The organism is Asaccharospora irregularis DSM 2635 (assembly GCF_900129815.1).
GTDB lineage: Bacteria > Bacillota > Clostridia > Peptostreptococcales > Peptostreptococcaceae > Asaccharospora > Asaccharospora irregularis.
On record NZ_FQWX01000001.1, the window covers coordinates 100,739 to 123,254 of the forward strand.

The following is a 22,516-nucleotide window of genomic DNA, read 5'->3' on the forward strand; positions in this document are numbered from 1 at the left end:
AGAAAGGAAGTTATTTATGGAATTAATTGACACAGTATCTATCGACTCTCTATCAAAAAGAGACCTACTACTTATTATCAAGTCATTAGAATATGCCAATAAAGATACCAATATTCAAGACTTTATCGATCTTAGAAATAGTATAGTAAAAGAACTATGTTTTTTAACTAATACTAGCGAAGAAACTTTTTTAAACTATTTAGAAACTAATAGTTAGTATTTATGATTTTTTAAATTTTAGTACGTGAGTACCTGATTTCGATTTAATCTTTATACTAAGTATATTATTTATAAAATTCTTAGATATAACAGTCACCTTATTAAATATAGGGTCTACTATGTTGTCACCTTCATTAAGATTTATAAATAATCTAGGATTCGCATTGTTTTCATATAGTTTTTTATTTATCTTATAAATTCTTAACTTGATAATGTACTCGGCCATAGATAAAATGAAGTCTATATTATCTGTATTTAAATTAGGTTCTTCTCCTAATACAGATAGTATAGATTTTTTTATGCTTAGCATTCCGTCGTTCTTTACTTGTCTATCCTCTATGTATATATCATAAAGTATATTTAATACTGTAGATATAATCTCATTGTCATCATAATCATCAACCTTCAAATCTATATAATTGTCTATTTTCTGAATTACCTTTATCCTAACCATCTGAAATTTTATAGTATCCTGTTTATCAAGTTCCATAGAAAAACAGATTATTTTTTCCTTTATTTTCTGAAGTAGCTCTTCATACCCAATGTTTTTATCATCTATAATATTGTGCATTATACCATTATATAATACACTAGCTAATATATATTCAAATAATTGCCCGTCTTTCTTAAAATACTTAACATACTTTTCTATCAGTGCTATACTCTCTTCTTCACCTTTTTGGATGCTAGTATTTGATAGTATAACAGGTAGTATAATATTCAACATAAAATTATATTTAGGAGTCTCTCCATAACATCTATAATAAATTAATTCATCCTTTAATCTATTGCTATCTACAAATACAAAACGCTGTTTATAATTATCTACCAGACACTTAGTATTTATTATAATTAAATCCTTAAGTGACTTATCTTCTATATCAAACGATGCAATGTATGCTTTTTTTATTATATCATCCTTCATAAAGCCTACCTTCCTCATTTACTATTTTACTTATAAAATATACCCTGTCTTTATTGTAAACATATTTTTAAGTTATTAGAATATATTTTATAAATTAATATGCATACTAAAAAAAAGAGACAGCCTTTTAAGCTGTCATATATAGGGGGATAGTAGTGTACAAAAATCGAATGTATTCTACTATCTACCTTTATTATACGATACTATTTTTTTATATGTAAAGCATCAGTTTTCGACATTTCACATTTTTTTTGATTTACATTCTTGTCGGAGCGTGCATTCCCAATAGTTTAAGGCCATTTTCTAAACTTTGTCTTGTAGCTTCAACTAGTGCTAATCTTGCATTTTTTAATTCGACATCATCCACTAATATTGGATTATCATGATAGAATTTGTTGAATGCTTGTGCTAAATCTAATATGAATCTTGTCACTATATGAGGCTCATTTTTATTTAATGCTAAAACTATATTTTTGTTGAAAGAAGCTATTACCTTTAGTACTTCTGTACTATCCTCATTTGTCAATAAATCATAGTTTATATCTGTAGTAACCTCTTGTTCTGCTTTTCTAAGTACTGCACAACATCTAGCATGAGTATACTGAACATATGGACCTGTTTCACCATCAAAGCTTAAAGTCTTGTCCCAAGAGAATGTATAGTCCTTTATTCTACTATTTGATAACTCTTGGAATACTACAGCTCCAACCCCTACTTGTTTAGCTATCTCTTCTACATTCTTAGCATTAGGGTTTTTAGATAATATTATATCCTTTGTTTTTTCTATTGCTTGATTTAAAGCATCTTCTAAGAAAACAACTCTTCCCTTTCTTGTAGACATAGTTCCTTCTTCTAGCGCAACCATACCAAATCCAACATGAACTAAATCCTTTGCCCATTCAAATCCCATTAGTTCTATAACTTTGAACCACTGTTGGAAGTGTAGGTTTTGTTGTGATCCAACTACATATACACATTTGTCAAAATCATAAGTTTCTTTTCTATATATAGCTGCAGCTAAATCTCTTGTCATATATAAAGTCGAACCATCATTCTTAGTTATAAGAGCTGGTGGCATTTTATATTCTTCTAAATCTACTATTCTTGCTCCTTTAGATTCTTGTAATAGATTTTTTTCTTCTAGCATTTCTATAACTCTACCCATTTTATCAGAGTAGAAACTTTCTCCTGCTAAAGAATCAAATTCTATGTCTAGTAAATCATAAACTCTACTAAATTCTTTTAGACTTTCATCTCTGAACCATTGCCATAATTCAGTAGCTTCCTCGTCTTTATTTTCTAACTTAGTAAACCACGCTCTAGCTTCGTCCTCCATTTCTGGATATTTTTCTGCCTCATCATGGAATTTTATGTATAGTTTTAATAGTTCTGGTATTGGGTTAGCTTCTACCAAAGCTTTATCTCCCCATTTTTTGAAAGCTACTATTAGCTTACCAAATTGAGTTCCGTAATCTCCTAAATGGTTTATTCTTATTGTTTTGTATCCTTGAGATTCGTATATTTTATATAGTGAGTTTCCTATAACTGTAGTTCTTATATGACCTATATGGAAAGGCTTTGCTATATTTGGAGATGAGTACTCTACTATAACAGTTTGATCTTTTCCCATTTCACTACGACCGTAGTTTTCTTTTTGTGTTAATACATTCCTTATTACAGATTCAGCTAACTGAGATTTGTTTACAAAAAAGTTAACATATCCACCTAATGGTGCTACCTTTGTTATCTCTCCTTTAGCCTCTATACTTTCTGATAATTCATTGGCTATCATGTTCGGTGCTTTTCTAAATACCTTGGCTAACCTAAAACATGGAAAGGCATAGTCACCCATCTCTTTATTTGGTGGAACTTCCAAAAGTGCTTTTATTTCTTCTACAGATAAGTCCTCTATCTTTTCCTTTAGGCAATTTGCTATTACTTGCTTGAAATCTTGCATTATGTTGCTCCTCTCTCTATTTCTTATTCCTTTATGTTAAATCAAATTTCGAGTTTTTTCAAGTTATTTGAAACATTTATAATCTATAGTTCTTTCTCGCTTACAACCTCTATCTGATTGTTTTTTAGTAAGCTTGCAGTAACTCCCATTTTTTCTACTTTAGTACCTGAAAAAGTACCATCATATATAAAGTTGGAACCACACGATGGACTTCCTTCTTTTAAAATTGCCTTTTTACAACCTTGAAGTTTTGCAATTTTTAGTGTTTCCTCTGCACCTTTTATAAAATTTGTTGTTACATCCTTATTGTCCTTTGTGATAACTTTATCCCCGTTTATTTCTGCAGGGGGTCTTGGCGTTGATAGCCCCCCTAATTGTTCTGGACAAACGGGAATAAACACTTTACCTTCAAGATATTTTTTTACCCTATCATTATCGTTATTATCACCATTATATTTGCAATTTATTCCAAGTAAACACGCTGATACTAATATCATATTTACTATCCCTTCTAAAAACATATTTTTATTTTTGTTTTAATGCTTATGTTAATATCTACTTTAATTTAACTATTGTAACTCCGGCTCCACCTTCTCCGTACTGTCCACCTCTTTGTGATTTTACATGATGGTTTCTCTTTAAAAGATCTTTTATACCTGTTTTTAAAACTCCTGTACCTATACCATGTATAACTGTAACTTGTTCTAATCCTGCTACATATGCATCATCTAAGTACTTTTCAACTTCCATTATAGCTTCTTCTAGATTCATTCCTCTTAAATCTACTTCACTCTTTACTGCCCCAGATTTGGACCTAATTATACTTCTTGTAGACTTAGTAACTGTATTCTTTGTATCTTTTTTAGTTTTTTGCAATGACTTAAATGGTAGGGTCATTTTCATTATTCCAATTTGAACTACAGCTTCCTTTTTGTTCTTGTCAACTGATACCACACTACCTTTTTGATTTAAGGTTATAACTTTAACTTCTTCACCTGGTTTTAGATCTTTTATTTCCTTTGTAGATACCTTAGGAACTATCATACTTTTAACTGTAGGTTGAAGACTTCCCATAGAACTACTCAGTTCTTTTCTAAGTTCTTCAATTTTGCGGTTCTTTTCTTTGGATGCCCTCTCTTCTTCCAACACTCTCAGTTCTTTTATTATAGTTTCCACTTCTTCTTTTGCCTGTCTTACTATAGAAAAGGCCTCTGATTTAGCTTTTTCTATCATTTTATCTTTTTGAGAAGAGAATTTTTCTATTTTCTCATTGTATTCCTCTTTTAATCTTTCTATTTCTTTTCTTAGCTTTTCTGCTTCTTCTCTTTCCTCAATTGCCTTAATTCTATTTTTTTCAACGTTTTGAAGCACGTCTTCTATTTGTATATTATCTGTATTTATAAACTCTTTGGCTCTTGATATTACATAGTCACTAAGGCCAAGTTTTTTTGATATCTCAAAGGCATTTGATTTTCCCGGAACTCCTATAAGAAGTCTATACGTTGGGCTTAGTGTTTCTAAATCAAATTCAACAGCCGCATTTTCTACGCCTTCTTTTGTAAGAGCATAGTTTTTAAGTTCACTGTAGTGAGTTGTAGCTATACATTTAGCCCCAGCCATATTTACATCTTCAAGTACCGCTATTGCAAGTGCAGCCCCTTCTATAGGATCAGTACCAGCACCCAACTCATCAAATAAAACAAGCGAATCTTCTGTTACATCCCTTAGTATAGAAATTATATTTGTCATATGCGATGAAAATGTTGATAGACTCTGCTCTATACTCTGCTCATCTCCTATATCTGCAAACACATTGTCATACACACACATACTACTTCCAAAATCTGCTGGTATATGAAGTCCACTTTGTGTCATAAGTGCAAACAGTCCAACTGTTTTTATTGTGACAGTTTTTCCTCCTGTATTCGGTCCAGTTATAAGTAAAGTATGAAAATCTCTTCCCAAATAAATAGTACTCGGTACAACTTTATCAGTTTCTAAAAGTGGATGTCTTCCATTTTTTATATTTATATATTTATCTTCATTTAATTTAGGTTCTATCCCTCTCATTTTTATAGATAGCTTTCCTTTAGCAAATGCAAAATCCAATCTTCCTAGTACCTCTTGATTTGAAAGAAGTTCACTACTTATCTCCCCAACCATAGAGGATAGTTCTGCTAGTATTCTTTCTATTTCCTCTTCTTCCTTTATTTTTAGCTGTCTTAACTCATTATTCATATCCACTATACTCATAGGCTCTATAAACAAAGTTGCTCCTGATGAAGACTGGTCATGTACTATACCTGAGACTACGGATCTATATTCGGCCTTGACAGGAACAACAAATCTATCTCCTCTGACAGATATTATTGCGTCTTGCAGATATTTTTGATATGTAGTAGAAGAGATTATCGAGTTTAACTTAGATCTTATCGATTGATTTTTTTGCACTATCCTTCTTCTAATACTTCTAAGTTCAGTTGATGCATTATCTGATATTTCTATATCGCTGATTATTGCATTAAATATTGCATCCTCTATGTCTCTAAATGTATATAATGAGCTTGATAAAGACTGTATTATAGGGTAATTAAAATCCTCTTCTTCATTAGATGATAGGTTGTTCTTTAAAATCCTAGCTACTCTTAGCGTGTCTGCCACCATTATTAAACTACCTGGATCTAAAGATGCTCCTACACTAGCTCTCTTGGCTTTATCCTCTATATCATGTATTCCCTGTAGTCCAATTGAACCTCTTTTTATGATTATTGCCTGTGCTTCACTAGTTTCCGCAAGCATAGATTCAACTTCAGCAAAATCTGAACTTGGGGCTAGTTTTTCTATATGTCTTTTTCCTAATATAGATGAAGCTTTTTCCTTCAATAAATCTACTATTTTATTAAATTCTAAAACTCTTATTGCTTTTGAATTCATATTTCCTCCTAAATTTTTTATATTGTTACGGTATTTTGTGTATATTCACACTTTACTATTTATCTAATTATAGTCACTATAAATATATTTTTTATAGTAAATAGTAAAATATATTATTATTATTTTAATTTTTAATGATTTCACACGATATATTATACACTATATATTTCCTATAGATTATAGAAAATTCATTATAACATTTTTTAAACTTCTATCCTAATCTAGTTTGGTTAAAAAAACCCTTAATATACAGGCTATATGTTGCTTTTTTTAGATAAAGCAATACTTACAAATACAATACTTTTTAAATATATTTATAATACATTTTTTTGTTTAATTGTTTTTGAATAAATAACCGTGAGTGATATAATAATATTAGTGTTAATACACAAAATTAAACTAATTATTATTGGTTGAAAAAGGAGATTAAATTTATGGAGAATGTATTAAAAGGATTAAAACCAGAACTTGTTTTCAAATATTTTCACGAAATCTCACAAATACCTCGTGGATCTGGAAATGAAAAAGAAATAAGTGACTACCTTAAATCTTTTGGTGAAAACTTAGGTCTTGAAACTATACAAGATGATGCTTTAAATATAATAATAAGAAAACCTGCTACAGAAGGATACGAAAACTGCAAAGGTGTAATACTTCAAGGTCATATGGATATGGTTTGTGAAAAAAACAAGGATACTCAACATGACTTTACTAAAGATCCTATAAAATTAAGAGTAGATGGAGATATGATTTATGCTACTGGAACTACTCTTGGTGCTGACAATGGTATAGCTGTTGCTATGGGCTTAGCAGTTTTAGCTTCTGATAATCTAAAACACCCTGCCTTAGAAGTACTAATAACTTCTAATGAAGAAGCTGGTATGACTGGTGCTATGGCACTTGACGGTTCTTTACTTAAAGGTGAGTACATACTGAACCTAGACTCAGAAGAAGAAGGATTTTTACTAGTTAGCTGTGCCGGTGGTGTTACTGCCCTATCTGAATTAAATATAGAAAAAAAACCAGTTGCCGCTGACAAACAAGCCCTATCAATAGATGTAAAAGGTTTACTTGGTGGACACTCTGGCATGGACATAATAAAACAAAGAGCAAACTCAAACGTATTAATTGGGAGAATCTTAAATTCATTATGTGTAAAATTTGATTTAGCTAAAATAGATGGTGGTTCTAAAAACAATGCTATACCTCGTGAATCTGAGGCTATAATAGTTGTTGATAAAGCAGACGTAGAAAATACTAAGCAATGTATAGAAAAAATGGCAGCTACACTTAAAAATGAATTTTCTACATCAGATCCTGGCTTAATTGTTGAATGTGTAGAGACTACTGTTGACTCTACTTTTGACTGTGATAGCACTGCTAGAGTAATCAAAATGTTAAACCTAATACCTAATGGAATCCAAACTATGAGTATGGATATAAAAGGATTAGTTCAAAGTTCAACTAATATAGGTGTTGTTAAAACTAATGATAACAGTGTATTGTTTGAGTCTGCTGTTAGAAGTTCTGTTAAGAGCTTAAAAACTGATATAACTAATAAGATTTCTTTATTAACTGAATCTTTAAATGGTGATTTTAAACTTAAGAGTGATTATCCAGCTTGGGAATATTCTAAAGGTTCTAAATTGGAAGAAATATGCATAGAAGCTTATGAAAATCTAACTGGTAAAAAACCTACTATAATGGCTCTACATGCTGGTCTTGAATGTGGACTTTTACTTGATAAGATGCCTCATGCACAAGCTATATCTCTTGGACCTGATATGTTTGAAGTCCATACACCAAATGAACATTTAAGTATTTCTTCTACTGAAAATGTATGGAATTTCTTGGTTGCTATATTAGAGTCTATGAACAAACATTAATTTAATAGATATTTAATTAAATAGGTAAAAGTCAATCTTTACTTACTAAAAGTTTAAAGATTGGCTTTTTCTTTATTTTAGCAATTTATCTATTTTTTTATTTAGTTTTTTTATTTTACCTTTTATCTTTATTAAAAATTTATATAGATTTAAGTTTATAAATAGATTTATCGCTAAGTTTTTGTAAATATACTCAATATACCTTTATTTATAAATTTCAAACATATATAATCTATTATGTATGTTGAGTTTTTATTTTAAGGTAAATTAACTCTAAAAAAACTTAATATTTTAAATTTATGGAGGTATGTTATGGAAAGTGTATTAAAAGGATTAAAACCAGAATGTGTATTTAAAAACTTCGAAAAAATTTGCCAAGTTCCTAGAGAATCTGAGCACGAAGAAAAAATAAGCGCTTTTTTACTTGATTTCGGTAAAAGTTTAGGTCTTGAAACTATTCAAGATGAAAACTTAAATATCATAATCAGAAAACCTGCTACAAAAGGATATGAAAATTGTCCTGGTGTAGTACTTCAAGGTCATATGGATATGGTCTGCGAAAAAGATAGTGGTGTAGAACATGATTTTACTAAAGATCCTATAAAATTAAAAATAGATGGAGACATGATATCTGCTCAAGGAACTACTCTTGGTGCTGATAATGGTATCGCTGTTGCTATGGCAATGTCTATTTTAGAATCTAATGACATAGATCATCCTAGTTTAGAGGTTCTAATTACATCTAACGAGGAAAACGGTATGACTGGTGCATTTGCTTTAGACGGTAGCTTAATTAAAGGTAAATACATATTAAACCTTGATTCTGACGTAGAAGGTGAATTATTAGTTAGTTGTGCTGGCGGAAGAGCAGCTGTTTCTAAATTCCCAGTTGAATATGTTGATGCTTGCTCTGAAAAACAAGCTTTAGTTTTAGAAATATCAGGTCTTGCTGGAGGACACTCTGGTGTTGAAATCGGCGAACAAAAAGGTAATGCTAACAAATTGATGGGTAGACTACTAAGTCTATTAAATGTAGATTATGATTTAGCTAAAATCGAAGGTGGAACTAAACATAACGCTATACCTAACAACGCTAAAGCTACTATTCTAGTTGCAAAAGAAAACGTTGCCAAACTTAGTAAGTGTGTGTCTGAAGTTGAATCTATATTCCAAGGTGAATTTAGTACTTCTGATCCTAACGTGAAAATATCTTGTACAGAAACTACTGCTAATAAAGTTTTCACTAACGATTTAAAAGATAAGGTTATGCAAATGTTAACTTTATTACCTAATGGTGTACAAACTATGAGTATGGACATAAAAGGACTTGTTGAATCTTCAGCTAACATAGGTGTTGTTGAAACTACTGAATCTGAGGTTACTTTTTTAACATCTGTTAGAAGTTCTGTTGCTTCTTTAAAAGATGAAGTAATCAATAGAATAGTAATATTAACTGAAGCTTTAGCTGGAACTGCTCAAACTGAAGGAGATTATCCTGCTTGGGAATACGTTAAAGACTCTAAATTAGAGAAAATATGCGTTGAAAATTACTCTAAGGTGTTTAATAAAGATGTTAAGGTAAGTGCTTTACATGCAGGTCTTGAGTGCGGTGTGTTATTAAGTAAGATAGCTAATGCTGAGGCAATTTCTTTTGGACCTAACTTATATGATATACATTCTCCTAGAGAACGTATGAGTATATCTTCTACTCAAAATATCTGGGAATATTTAGTGGCTGTATTAAAATCTATGAATCAATACTAGGGATTTCCTTGATAAATTGGTGTATTGACCGCTCCGGTCTGGCTATATATAAACCTTGCTCCAGACAGGCAAGCTGCTATGTCGCTAAGGTTTATATATACGCCATCCCTTCGCTAGATAATACTAACCATTCTTATCAGCGTCAATAAGGGGAAAAATATGAGGCTTATATCTTCGCCACCCCTTCGCTGGATGATAGTTTAACCTAATTTGTATTGATTAATCGATTTTTAATACTTAAAAATTATTTAAGGAGCTATTTTTATAGCTCCTTGTTGTTATTTATTTAAATTTTTTATAGAATTTCAACATTTGCTTCGTTTCTATTTACTGTTCTTTTGTAGTTTACGTCTGGGTATCCTAATGTAAATGTTGCTAGTATTTTTTCATTTGGATTTATTCCTAGTATTTCGTTTATTTTTGGTACGTACTTTGATGCAGATACAAAAAATCCTATATAGCAAATTCCTAAGCCTTGTGCATTAGCCATTAGCTCCATATTAGATGCAGCTAGACCAGCATCTATTTGTACTGTGGATCCTTTTGATACATCACCTATTATAGCTATTACAGTAGGAGCGCCAAAAAATAGTGTATCATTTTGATTGTTTTTATAGTCGTCATACATCTGGATAAATCTTTCTTTGTATTTAGGAACAGATTTTAGTGGTTCCATGTCGTCATGATTTATCGCTAGATCATATAGTCCATTTATAGCAAGTTCCTTTATTTCCTCTAGTTTATCTTTTATTACTATATATCTAAGTGGCTGTCTATTCCCTCCCGTTGGGGTATATCTGGCTGCTTCGATTAAATTGTTTATTTTTTCTTTTTCTACATTTTGCGTTTTATATTTTCTAATACTTCTTCTAAATTTTATGAAGTTTAATAAGTTTTCATGATCCACTTCAAATTTTTCCTTATTGTACTCTATTATTTCTTCCTCTTTTACTCCTATCATTTTTATTGCTCCCTGTGGGCATATAGCTACACAATGTCCACACATAAAGCATTTTTCATTATAAAAATCGACTTCTTCGCTTCCTACTTTTATTGCATGTGCTGGACAGTCATATTCACATAATCCACATAAAACACACTTATCTAATCCTATATTTATCATTTTATTATCCCCCGTTTATTTATTAATAATAGAGTGAATCCAATTTTTCTTATTAATTATTACTTTATGTGTGGAATACTACATTATAATCTTTTAATTTTTTACCTTCATAGGTCATTTTTGCACTGAAGATTCTGTTTGTTTCAACCCATTTTAAGAATAGTTTGTCCCCTTCCCACATATTCAAATCGAGTAATTTATCATTATCCACCCAAACTAATTTTCCCTCTGGACAATTTTTCATGTCCTCTTTAGTTAAATCTCCCTCAAATTCGTCTGATGAGTAAATAAACATATACCAATCCTCATTATTTTTAAATTTAGGGAATGTTATTAATCCACTGTATTTTGTGGATTTTAGTGTTAATCCAGTTTCTTCTTTTACTTCTCTAAGTATACATTCTTCTGGTGTTTCGCCTTCTTCAAACTTTCCACCAACTCCTACATATTTACCTTCATGCATGTCATTTTCTTTTTTATTTCTGTAAAGCATTAGTGTTTTATTGTCTTTTTTTATGTAACATATTGTTGTTAACTTCATAAGTCCTCCTTGATAAATTAAATATATCGACGCTTCGGGATGGCTTGATATTAGTCTTCCTCCAGGCAGTCAAGCTGCAATGTCGGGGCGACTTATATCTTCACCATCCCTTCGCTATAAATATATGCTATCGTTAGCGGCGTCGGTTAAGTTAAAACCCTTTTTAATTATCAAATACCTCTTTCTTATCAGGTATTTTACCCTTTTAACAGCTTATATCATTGATAAATTGGATGTATCAACGCTCCGAGAGTTATTGATATAAGTTATACTTAACACGATTATAAACCTATCTATATTTGATATCAAGTAACATATCCGTTACGTTAAGCAGAAGTTTAGATTACAATATTATAATTATTTTATTTTTATTTTCATCTCTGGATATTTTGTAATTGTGATGTTTATTTATAAATTATATATAACTTAATATATGTTATATATAATTTATAAACTGTAATCTATTAAACGTTTACATAAAATATTATATATATTATAATCATATAAACATAAAATTCAAATGAGGTGAATAAATGAAGCTAAACTTAGATAATATAATTTTTATATTATTATATCTAGCATTCTTTCTATCAGCAGTTGGATGTCTAGTTTGCTTTTTAAAAAATAAATTCTCTCATAAAATTGAATTCTTTAAAAAAATATTTCTAAACTTGTTTAGGTATTCTGAGATACGCCATCCTAAACAGTATTTTAGTTATTTAAAATACGATATTTGGAGATATTGTAGCTTATTTTAATTTGAATGAACCATTTATAAACAAAACTTAAATTTAAAGGAGAATAAAAATGGATTTCATTTCAAATATATTACAAGAGTTACTAAATTTATTGTTCAATTTTACAGGAGACTTTGGAATTGCTATCGTGATTGTCACATTATCAGTAAAAATAATTTTAATGCCTTTTTCAATAAAACAAAAATTATCTATGAAAAAGCAACAAGATCTAGCTACAAAAATAGATTTAATAAAAGATAAGTATAAAGATAGTCCTAAAGAACTTGAAGAACATTTACAAAAACATTCGCTTGAAAGTATGAAAAGTATGTTGGGTTGCTCGACTATTATACTTCAGATGCCAATTATTTATGCTTTGTATAATACTTTTTCAAATATGAAATATACTTCTTCGAGTATAATTCTTCCATGGATTAGCAATTTAAGCGTCTCTGATAATTTATTTATAATTCCTTGTATATATGCAATAACTATGTTGGCTCCAAATTTTATAAATTCAATTCCTTATTTTAAAGCCAATACACAGGTTAAATTTAATAAACAAATAGCAGTATCTACAGTTATAATGAGCTTTTTATTTACAGCCAAAACTCCTGTTGCAATAGGGCTATACTTTATAACTAGTAGTATCTACTCTTTAATAGAAGATATCTGTTTTAGAATATATATAAAACAAAATACTAATCCTATTCAAAGTTAATAAAACAATTTTCTATCTAAAACTTTAAATAATAATTTTTTTGAAATGCATATACAGAAATTATTAAAAAATAAACTTAGTGTAATAAAACGGGAGTGTACTTAGATTTGTATAAAACAATCTTATGTACACTCCCGTTAAAATATAACTATGCTAACACTTAATAATACATTAATTACCAATTTTTCTTATTTCTTTTTAGATTTAAAATTCACTTTTGTTACGTTACTTCCTTTAGTTTTTTTATCTTCAGACAATTTTCCTTCTTTAAATCCCAGTAAATCTTCTACGTCATCTGGGTAGATATATAATCCCCACTTTTCTAAGTTTAGGATTAAACTTGCTTTGCTCATTATATTATTTTCTAATAACATTTCAACTGCTTTTTTTAGTAGTATTGGGCTTGTTGCTTTTATATTGTCATCTAATGGTTCTTTTTTTAACCAACCCTTTTTGTCCATTTCATTCATTAGATGCATGTATTTCTTATAGCTTATCTCTCCTAATTGATATGCTCTTAGTATCATTGCTGATATTGGAACTATCCATTTTTTCTTTAGTTCTATATAGTCTTCTAAGTCATTTACTAATTTCAAATCTTTAGTAAATGTTTCTTTTGGTAGTAAAAATGCACATGCGAATTCATCTTTTGAGAATTTTTTGGCTTGTATATTAGCTTCTGCTGATACGATATATGCCAGTTCATATGCTAGGTCATAGTTTCTTATACATGCTGATTTTTTATCATTCCCAAGCGATATAAAGTATCTTGTACTATCTTGGATAGTTTGTTTTTGTGAAAATGATAGTGCTCCTTTTTTGTTTACGTTAAAATCGGATACTACTATTCCGTTTATTTCAAGTAAAGTTAGCATATTTCCTATTATCCCATCACCTAACTCCCAGTATCTTCTTACTTTTGTTGCCAGGTCTTCTATTTCATCATTTTTGTTTAGATTATCAGGTAAGTTTGTTTCAGGAAATTGTATATATCCTTCTATAAATGACATTAGTTTATGAGCCATAACCAGTTTTTCTCTATACGATATTTGCTCTACTTTTGGGATTGTACACTCCGGTCTTATATGTGTATTTTCTATAGTTATTTTTGTATTATCTGCTTGTTTAAAAAATTCCTTTGGAAAGTTCAATGCGTTTGATAATTTCATTTCATTTTCTAGTGTAGGCTTGTACTTTTCTTCTTCAAATGCTATTATATCTTTTTTATTTATATTGGTTTCCTTTGCTAAAACATCTATTGTCTTTCCTCTATACATTCTAGCTTCTTTTAGCTTTCTTCCTATAAATACTTTTTTATTCATAAATATATCTCTCTTTCTTTATTTATCTAAATCTATTTTAAATTAATAATGCTCTGGATACATCTAATACCCAAAGCATTGTTAATAAAACAATCTATTACACAGTTGTCTATATTTTATAAATTTATCATATTTATTTAGTATAGTCAATTTTAGTATTTTTATAATCCTAATTTATCGCTTATCTCTTGCATCGCTTCTAATGATATTTGGGCAAACTCAGCAAATGGTATACCTATCTCTTCTATACTCATCATTGCCTCTCTATTTGCACCTGCTGCAAATCTTTTTTCCTTCATACGCTTAGTTATTGATTTTACTTTTACACTTGATATTTTCTTGTCCGGGTATACAAGAGTTATTGCATTTATAAAACCTGTTATCGGATCTGCTGCATATATTGCTGTGTCTATTACATTAATTCTTTTTGTTCCATTTGATTCATTGTGTGCCTTTATTGCTTGGTACATATATTCATTTCCAAAACCTTCTTCTTTAAGAAGTTCTACCCCCTTAAGGGCATGTAGCTTTTCCTCTTCTGGGTCTTCCTTATAATTTAGCATATCTGCATCTAGGTCGTGAAGTAGACCTGTTATTGCCCATTCCTCTTCTTTTTCTGGCTCTAGTTTTCTGGCTAAAGCCCTCATGACAGCTTCAACTGCATAAGAATGTGTAATTAAATATTCTGACTTTAGGTATTTCTTAAGTATTTCTTCTGCTCTGTCTCTCATAAATATACCTCCAAATGTAATATAGTTTAATTATTCGACACCTTTATAAAAATGTCCTGCCCCTACTCCAATTTGTTCTAGCTTTGAGTATAATTTTTGCGCTTTGCTTCCCAATCTATAATTATTTTTTAATACTTCTATATATGCTTGTACAACTTCTTTGGTAATTTCGGCATCCTCTAGTGTAAAATCTAATCTAAATATATTTACACCTATATCGTTTAATTCGTATAGATTATCTAACATACTTGTAACTTTAGAGTTATATATTGTACTTCTACAAAACATATCTTGAGATATCCTGTATTCTTCTCCTCTGAAATCTTTTAGTAAATACTGACTTTCTTTGCATTTTGCTACTTTTTTATCCTTTTTACAATCTCTAACTATTACTCCCATTGGACAATATTCAGTTATCATCATAGGGGTATATCCATATACAACCGATTCAACCTCTACATCTGTATATAACAGAGTTTCTTTTATCTCATTTAGATTTAACTCCTGAGATATGCACACAGTCCCGGCTCCTATACTTTTAAAGTAATTTATACTCTCACTATTAAAAGCATTTAAGTAGTAATCTATATTTAAATTTATATCTTGGTTTTTAAAGTACTCTATTGCTCCCCAGCTTCCAACTTGAATCTTATCTAACTTTGTATTGTCTAGCTTTTCTAATTGAGTGTACTCTTTATTTCTAATTATTCTTGGAGCGGAGTATATTATTTTTTTATTGTATTTTATTCCTAGTTCTATAGCCCTATCTATGCTGTTTATATCTTCATAATAAATTGAATCTATCTCTAAATCTAAGATGGCCTCCAATTGTTCTATATTCTTTACTTTAGCTCTAAGTTTTGAAGTGGTACCTATTCTAACTTTTTTAGGATTATATTCTAATTTATTTTGTTTATAGCCTCTATCTTTTATTTTTACTCTTTCTTCACTTAGTTTGTCTATTGCATCTCTTCTCATTTGATTTAAAATGCTTATAGGTAAACTTACATTATCGTCTAGTTCTATTTTTATATTTCTTAATTCATACGGAGTGTTGCCAAACTTTTGTAGTTGTTGTTTAACTTTTTCCTCTGATAGGGCCACCTTTAACGCCTTTTCTACCTCTTTTTCTCCCTCAACTATTACTCTATTTCCATGTTCATCTTTTAGTTGAAGAATTGGATTTTTGCCTAATTTTATCTTTATATCTGCATCTATACCTGCTTTTATAAATTCTTTGTCATTTTTAAATGTCGATTGAACTCTATTCATTAACTCAGAATCCGATGTTTTAAATACAATTTGATTTCTTCTAGCCTCTCCTATAAAATCTAATTCTATTAAATCACCTTTGTGTGCAATTGTAGTTATTTCTCCGCCTTTTATAATTCTTCCTATAGTACCTCCGCCTAGATTTATCCCGTCTCCTTTTTTAAGGGTATTCTCTAATTGGATTTTTAATCTCTTAGCTTTTTTGTTATAATCTAATACTCTTCCCACATAAAGGCCTTGGTTGTTTGGAATCTCAGAGTTCATTAAATCTTTTCCAACTTCACCTAATATATATCCTTTAGTGAACTTTCTATTAAAAATAGTATATAAATCATTTTTAGTTTCATCTGATACATAGAGTTTATTTGTGTTTAAATAATCATTAATAGCCTCTCTATAGCTTCCTATAACTGTAGCTACATACTCTGGCTTTTTCATTCTACCTTCTATTTTTAGAGATAAAACTCCTGCGTCTATTATCTTATCAATATCATCTATTGTGCATAAGTCTCTAGGGCTTAACAAGTAGTCCCCATTATTGTTTATTATTTCACCTGTATTTACATCTACAAGTTGATACTTTTGTCTACATGGTTGGGCGCATCTTCCTCTATTTCCCGATCTGTTTCCTATCATACTACTCATCAAACACTGACCTGAGTAGCACACACATAATGCCCCATGCACAAATACTTCTATATCTACATCTGTGTTATCGCAAATATATTTAATCTCTCCTACATTTAGTTCTCTAGCTAATACTACTCTGTCAAATCCTAATTTTTGAAGGTATTTTACATCTTCTAGAGAATGGGCTACCATCTGCGTACTTGCATGTATTTCAAAGTCTGGAAGCAAGTTTTTTACTAGTTTAGCCATACCTACATCCTGAAGTATTATGGCATCTATATCTATATCGTATAAAAATTTTACATACTCTATAAAATCTTTTATTTCATTTTGTTTTATTAGTGTATTTGCCGTTACAAATACCTCTACATCTCTTATATGTGCGTAGGCAACTGCCTGCTTTAATTCTTCTCTGTCAAAATTATTCGCTGATGCCCTTGCGCTAAAATCCTTTCCTCCTAAATATACTGCGTTAGCCCCATTTTGAACTGCTGCTTTTAGTGCTTCAAATGAACCAACTGGAGCTAATAATTCTATATTTTTCATCTACATCCTCCTTCAAGGTTTTATCTATTTTTATCTACTCTTATCTACTCTACATTATTTATGTTATCCATTATTAATGTCTATAAGTCCTTGTAACTATACTAATAAAGTATTACATACTATAACTAATTTTACTATATATAAACATTGTTTGGTGCAATTTAATATTATTTGTAGATAAATAAATCTAATAAAACTATGTCAAAAATAAAATTATTCAAAGCTATTTAGTTCTTAAAGAACATGTCGATATATTAATTATAGACATGCGGTCTATGATTAAAAATAAATTATTATCTCTTTATAAGGAGGCCTACCAATGAAAAAGGCAATAAAGCAGTCAACACTTATGTCAATTCTAAATTTGACAGCCGTTATACTTACAGTTTTTCTAGCAATTTTCTTTTTTATCGTAACATCTTATAACAACAAAATAGTTGTTATGCAACAAGATAAGTATAACCTTACAGAAAATGCAAAACGTTTTATAGACGGATCAGCTTATTTGACAGATGAAGTTAGAAGCTATGCTGCAACTGGTGATAAAGAGCACTATGACAATTACTACAACGAAATTAATAATTTGAAAAATCGAGAAACTGGAGTAAAAAATATGAAAGAAATAGGTATTACTCCAAGCGAAGCCAACAAAATTGAAGAAATGTCACAGTTATCCAATAACCTTGTTCCATTAGAACAAAATGCAATGAAAATGGTGGAAGATGGCAAAAACTCAGATGCTATATCATATGTTTTTGGAAAAGATTATCAAGGAAATTTAATCAAAATTAGAGAATTACAAAATGACTTTTTAAATGAGATTGAGTCAAGGATGCAAAATACCATTAATAAACAAAAAATGTTAATAAATATACTAGAAGTAATTTCATATACGTTTGTTTTATTAGTAATTTTATCTCAAGTTTTAACTGCAATCATAACAAAGAAAAAAATAATTATACCTATTAAACAAGTTCAAAATGAAATGGAAGAGCTTTCTAAGGGGAACTTATCCTCTGACTCAGACCTAGAACCTGATACATCTGAACTTGGTATGCTAGTATTCTCATTAATGGAAACAAAGGGTCAATTAAAAAAATATATTAACGATATAAAAGAAAAACTGGCTCAAGTGGCCTCTGGAAATATGGACTTAAAAATAGATTTAGAATATATTGGCGAGTTCTCTGAAATAAAAGATGCAATGGAAACTATTATAGATTCTCTTAATGTAACATTAGCTCAAATTAACCAAGCATCTGATCAAGTATCTGCTGGAGCCGATCAAATGTCAGAGGGAGCCCAAGCTCTATCTCAAGGTGCAACAGAACAGGCATCTTCTATAGAGGAATTATCTGCTACAATATCAGATATATCTACTGAAATAAAAGAAACTGCCAGCAATGCCCAAACTGCTAGCCTAATTTCAAGGGGTATGAGCGAAGGAATGATTACTAGCAACGAACAAATGGTAGCATTAACTCGTGCTATGAACGAAATTACTACTACATCAAATGAAATTGAAAAAATAATTAAAACTATAGATGACATAGCATTCCAAACTAATATCCTAGCTCTGAATGCCGCAGTAGAAGCTGCACGAGCTGGAGATGCTGGAAAAGGATTTGCAGTTGTAGCTGATGAAGTGAGAAATTTAGCCCAAAAATCCTCAGAGGCTGTAAAAAATACAACACTACTTATTGAAAATACTATGAAGGCAATAGACTCTGGAACAAAAATTGCTGATGAAACTGCCCTATCTCTAAATGATGTGGTCGAAAAAGTTGAAGCTGTATCTAAAAAAGTTCAAGAAATTTCAGATGCTACAGATAGAGAAGCTGCTGCGATTACTCAGGTAACAATAGGAATAGACCAAATATCATCTGTAATTCAAACAAATTCAGCAACTTCAGAAGAAAGTGCAGCCTCTTCAGAAGAATTAAGTGGACAGGCTCAAATATTAAAACAGTTAGTAAATGAATTTAAACTTAAAGAAGAACCATTTTTTAATTAAATTATTTAATTAGTTCCTTTAATTATACTTTATAATTATACAAAAGCAAGACTCTAGTTTATTTTGTAAATATTATTAATAAGTTTTTAGCTATTATAATAATTTGATATACAAGGACAAAAAGCGGATAGGCTAATTTACTTAGGCCTACCCGTTTTTTATTTTAATTTAGTTATTCCTTTAGATTGTCTACTTTGTTTTTAAGTTCTGTATACTTTAACTGTAGGTCATAAGCCTTATTTTGGAATTCAGATGACAAACTTTCCGCTATAGATGCTCTCTCGTTTGCCTCTTCTATCTTAGATAATAGTTCTTCTACCTCAAGTTTATGCTTGTCAACTTCTTCTTGAAATTTCTCTGCTGTATCGCTTAACCCAAATATTTCATTTTTCTGTTTATCTATTATTTGAGTTAATTCATTTATCTTTGCCTTACTATCAGATAGTTCCTTTTCTTTCATTTCTAATGATTTTTTTAATTCTTCTAGTTGTAGCTTCAATTCTTCATCTGGAGTCACAGTGTTGTTTTTTAAAGCCTCATTTTCCTTAGTCAGTTGATCATTAGCTTCTGAACATTCAAACAAGAGATCTGTTATGTTTAATGCAGTCAGTATTGCAGAAACAGACAAACTAAGTCTTGGATTACTTTCTGTTACCTTGGTCATCTCTTTGTCAACAAAAGAAGCCACCTTTATCATAAGCTCTTCTGGCTTATCGCCAACCATTGGATACTCTGATCCATGGATTTTTACCATTACTCTGTTCATACTAACCCCCCCTTATCAGTTTAGTTAGTTTGATCTTAAGTTAGCGTTTAGTTTTTCACTTAACTCACTTAATATCTTTTCATGTACTTTTGCTACATCTTCATCTGTTAGAGTCTTGTCTTTACTTCTATATGTTATAGAGTAAGCTATTGACTTATACCCCTCTTCTATTTGAGAACCTTTATATACATCAAATAATTTGTATCCTTCCACAAGACCAGCCCCGTTTAGTTCTATTATATCTTCTATTTGTTTAACGAAAACTTCATCTTTAACTATCAGCGCTATATCTCTTGATGTAGATGGATATTTTGGCAATGGATTGTATACTACAGTTCTATTACAATTTTCAAATACTAAGTCCAAGTTTATCTCAGAAACATAAACTCTCTGACCCAAGTCATAATTTTCTATCACACTTGGATGTAGTTCTCCCAAAGTACCTATATATATATCATTATACATTATTTTTGCACATCTGCCAGGATGAAATGTTGAATTACTGTTTTCTGGTAGTATTTCATATCCCTTAAATCCTACATTATCAAGTATAGTTTCTAAAGCCCCTTTAAGCACAAAGAAATCTACATCTTTACCATACATTCCTACACATAGATGAGTCTCCTCTACTGGAATACCTGACTTTGTAGCAAAAGTATGTCCACACTCAAATGCTAATGCCTCATCCACCTTACGAGAGATGTTAGTTGATAAAACTTCTAACATATTTGGCATCATAGTAGTTCTCATTACTGATGTCTCTTCACCTAATGGGTTTATTAATTTAATAAATTCTCTCTTTGGGTCCCCTTCAGGTAATCTTATTTTATCTACTCCTTTTGGACTTACAAATGAATATGTTAATATTTCATTTAGTCCTATGGAAGTTGCATTGTTTTTTATACTATCCATAAATTTTTGCTTTGAAGTCTTAGCACCTGCTGTTGCATTACCTTCTAATTGGGCAGATGGTATATTTTCAAATCCATATATTCTAGCTATCTCTTCAAGTATATCTGCTTCTTGCTCTATATCTAATCTAAAGCTAGGGACCTCTATTTCCAATCTATCACTAGATTTTAAGTCACACTTAAATTCTAAAGACTCTAATATCTGTATAAATTGTTCCATAGAAACATCTACACCTAATAGTTTGTTTATTCTTTGTGGATTTACAGACATCTTCTTAACTTCAGACTTAACTGGATACTCATCTACTACACCTTTAAGAACAGTTCCCGCCCCTAACATTTCTATTAACTGAGCAGCTCTATTTACTGCTTCTTCTACAAGATTTTTGTCTATACCTTTTTCATATCTTGATGACGCTTCAGTTCTAAGACCTAATTTTTTAGATGTCGCTCTTATATTTTCCTGCTTAAAGTTTGCACTCTCTATAAGTATTGATGTTGTATTACCCTTTATTTCAGAATTAGCACCACCCATTACACCAGCTATAGCAAGTGATTTTTCTCCATTTGTTATAACTAGCATATCCTTATCAAGTGTTCTTTCAACTTCATCTAAAGTAGTAAATTTTTCACCTTCTGATGCATTTTTTACTACTATCTTCCCTGTTTTTATATCATTTAGATCAAAAGCATGAAGCGGTTGACCTAGTTCTAGCATAACATAGTTAGTTATATCAACTATATTGTTTATAGGTCTAATACCAGCTTCCATAAGCTTTCTTCTCATCCAATAAGGAGACTCCTCTATTTTTATATCTTTTACTACCCTAGCTGCATATCTTTCGCAAAGGTCTGTGTTTTCTATTTTTATATTGAAATCTATTGGTTCTTGACTTTCTTTTACTGTTATTTCAGGGTATTTTAATTTTGCACCTATAGTTACAGCTGCTTCTCTAGCTATACCTACCATAGATTTACAATCAGGTCTATTTGAAGTCAATTCAAATTCTATTAGTGCATCATTTATTCCTAAAACTTCTTTTACATCTTTTCCTAGTTCAAAAGTATCTTCATGGTCAAGAATATATATTCCATCTCTTTTGTATTCTTCTACATATTGAGATTCTATTCCTAACTCCTCAGAAGAACACATCATTCCCTCAGAAGTTTCTCCTCTTAGCTTACCTTTTTTAATTTTTATTCCACCAGGTAACTTAGCTCCTACTCTTGCTACTGGTATATAATCTCCCTCAGATACATTTTTTGCACCTGTAACAACTTGTATAACTTCACTACCTACATCAACTTTAGTTACTATAAGTTTGTCCGCATTTGGATGTGCTGTTATTTCTAATATTTTTCCAACAACAACATTCTCTATTTCTTCACCATAAAAATCTACCTTTTCAACTTTAGTCCCTGTCATTGTCATCTTGTCAGCGAACTCTTTTGTATCCATATCTATATCAACATAATCTCTAAGCCATTTTAAAGATACTAACATTTAAATCCCTCCT

16 protein-coding genes are annotated in these 22,516 nt (G+C 30.4%); 5 read left to right on the top strand and 11 right to left on the bottom strand.

Annotated elements, in window-relative coordinates:
• Positions 1 to 16 precede the first annotated feature (16 nt).
• Positions 17 to 217: a hypothetical protein gene (locus BUB34_RS00470; protein ID WP_073123173.1), complete on the top strand. Its 201-nt coding sequence runs from the start codon at positions 17 to 19 to the stop codon at positions 215 to 217.
• 3 nt (positions 218 to 220) lie between these two features.
• Here BUB34_RS00470 and BUB34_RS00475 read toward each other — a convergent pair whose 3' ends face one another.
• The 4 genes from BUB34_RS00475 to BUB34_RS00490 form a co-directional block, all read right to left on the bottom strand.
• Positions 221 to 1,144, bottom strand: coding sequence for a hypothetical protein (locus BUB34_RS00475; protein WP_073123175.1), 924 nt, complete (start codon positions 1,142 to 1,144; stop codon positions 221 to 223).
• Positions 1,145 to 1,400: 256 nt separating this feature from the next.
• The gene (gene argS, locus BUB34_RS00480; RefSeq protein ID WP_073123177.1) at positions 1,401 to 3,101 is read right to left on the bottom strand and encodes an arginine--tRNA ligase; all 1,701 of its coding nucleotides are present in this window, start codon (positions 3,099 to 3,101) and stop codon (positions 1,401 to 1,403) included.
• An 83-nt stretch (positions 3,102 to 3,184) separates the two neighbouring features.
• Positions 3,185 to 3,598 (bottom strand): DUF523 domain-containing protein, encoded by a 414-nt coding sequence (locus BUB34_RS00485; protein ID WP_073123179.1) that lies wholly within the window; start codon positions 3,596 to 3,598, stop codon positions 3,185 to 3,187.
• A gap of 58 nt (positions 3,599 to 3,656) precedes the next feature.
• Positions 3,657 to 6,035: an endonuclease MutS2 gene (locus BUB34_RS00490; protein ID WP_073123181.1), complete on the bottom strand. Its 2,379-nt coding sequence runs from the start codon at positions 6,033 to 6,035 to the stop codon at positions 3,657 to 3,659.
• 434 nt (positions 6,036 to 6,469) lie between these two features.
• On the opposite strand from BUB34_RS00490, the gene BUB34_RS00495 reads away from it, so the two are divergent.
• Both BUB34_RS00495 and BUB34_RS00500 read left to right on the top strand, forming a co-directional pair.
• Positions 6,470 to 7,921: an aminoacyl-histidine dipeptidase gene (locus tag BUB34_RS00495; RefSeq protein ID WP_073123183.1), complete on the top strand. Its 1,452-nt coding sequence runs from the start codon at positions 6,470 to 6,472 to the stop codon at positions 7,919 to 7,921.
• A gap of 312 nt (positions 7,922 to 8,233) precedes the next feature.
• On the top strand, positions 8,234 to 9,685 hold the full coding sequence (locus BUB34_RS00500; RefSeq protein WP_073123185.1) for an aminoacyl-histidine dipeptidase: 1,452 nt from the start codon (positions 8,234 to 8,236) through the stop codon (positions 9,683 to 9,685).
• Positions 9,686 to 9,980: 295 nt separating this feature from the next.
• Here the strand turns inward: BUB34_RS00500 and BUB34_RS00505 are convergent, their stop codons facing one another.
• Both BUB34_RS00505 and BUB34_RS00510 read right to left on the bottom strand, forming a co-directional pair.
• On the bottom strand, positions 9,981 to 10,808 hold the full coding sequence (locus tag BUB34_RS00505) for a nitroreductase family protein (protein ID WP_073123187.1): 828 nt from the start codon (positions 10,806 to 10,808) through the stop codon (positions 9,981 to 9,983).
• A gap of 64 nt (positions 10,809 to 10,872) precedes the next feature.
• Positions 10,873 to 11,349, bottom strand: a complete 477-nt coding sequence (locus BUB34_RS00510; RefSeq protein WP_073123189.1) for an NUDIX hydrolase — start codon at positions 11,347 to 11,349, stop codon at positions 10,873 to 10,875.
• A gap of 807 nt (positions 11,350 to 12,156) precedes the next feature.
• Here BUB34_RS00510 and BUB34_RS00520 point away from each other — a divergent pair.
• Entirely contained in the window at positions 12,157 to 12,807 is a 651-nt protein-coding gene (locus tag BUB34_RS00520) for a YidC/Oxa1 family membrane protein insertase (protein ID WP_073123193.1), read from the top strand.
• 188 nt (positions 12,808 to 12,995) lie between these two features.
• Here BUB34_RS00520 and BUB34_RS00525 read toward each other — a convergent pair whose 3' ends face one another.
• The 3 genes from BUB34_RS00525 to BUB34_RS00535 form a co-directional block, all read right to left on the bottom strand.
• Positions 12,996 to 14,129: an XRE family transcriptional regulator gene (locus BUB34_RS00525; protein WP_073123195.1), complete on the bottom strand. Its 1,134-nt coding sequence runs from the start codon at positions 14,127 to 14,129 to the stop codon at positions 12,996 to 12,998.
• A 161-nt stretch (positions 14,130 to 14,290) separates the two neighbouring features.
• Positions 14,291 to 14,860 carry an HD domain-containing protein gene (locus tag BUB34_RS00530; protein WP_073123197.1) on the bottom strand — a complete coding sequence of 190 codons (570 nt, stop codon included), beginning with the start codon at positions 14,858 to 14,860 and terminating at the stop codon, positions 14,291 to 14,293.
• 30 nt (positions 14,861 to 14,890) lie between these two features.
• Entirely contained in the window at positions 14,891 to 17,308 is a 2,418-nt protein-coding gene (locus tag BUB34_RS00535) for a DUF3656 domain-containing U32 family peptidase (RefSeq protein ID WP_073123199.1), read from the bottom strand.
• 319 nt (positions 17,309 to 17,627) lie between these two features.
• Between BUB34_RS00535 and BUB34_RS00540 the strand changes: the two genes are divergently transcribed.
• Positions 17,628 to 19,322 carry a methyl-accepting chemotaxis protein gene (locus BUB34_RS00540; RefSeq protein ID WP_073123201.1) on the top strand — a complete coding sequence of 565 codons (1,695 nt, stop codon included), beginning with the start codon at positions 17,628 to 17,630 and terminating at the stop codon, positions 19,320 to 19,322.
• Positions 19,323 to 19,494: 172 nt separating this feature from the next.
• Here the strand turns inward: BUB34_RS00540 and BUB34_RS00545 are convergent, their stop codons facing one another.
• Positions 19,495 to 20,088 carry a cell division protein ZapA gene (locus BUB34_RS00545; RefSeq protein ID WP_073123202.1) on the bottom strand — a complete coding sequence of 198 codons (594 nt, stop codon included), beginning with the start codon at positions 20,086 to 20,088 and terminating at the stop codon, positions 19,495 to 19,497.
• A gap of 24 nt (positions 20,089 to 20,112) precedes the next feature.
• The gene (gene pheT / locus BUB34_RS00550) at positions 20,113 to 22,503 is read right to left on the bottom strand and encodes a phenylalanine--tRNA ligase subunit beta (protein ID WP_073123204.1); all 2,391 of its coding nucleotides are present in this window, start codon (positions 22,501 to 22,503) and stop codon (positions 20,113 to 20,115) included.
• Between the last annotated feature and the right edge of the window lie 13 nt (positions 22,504 to 22,516).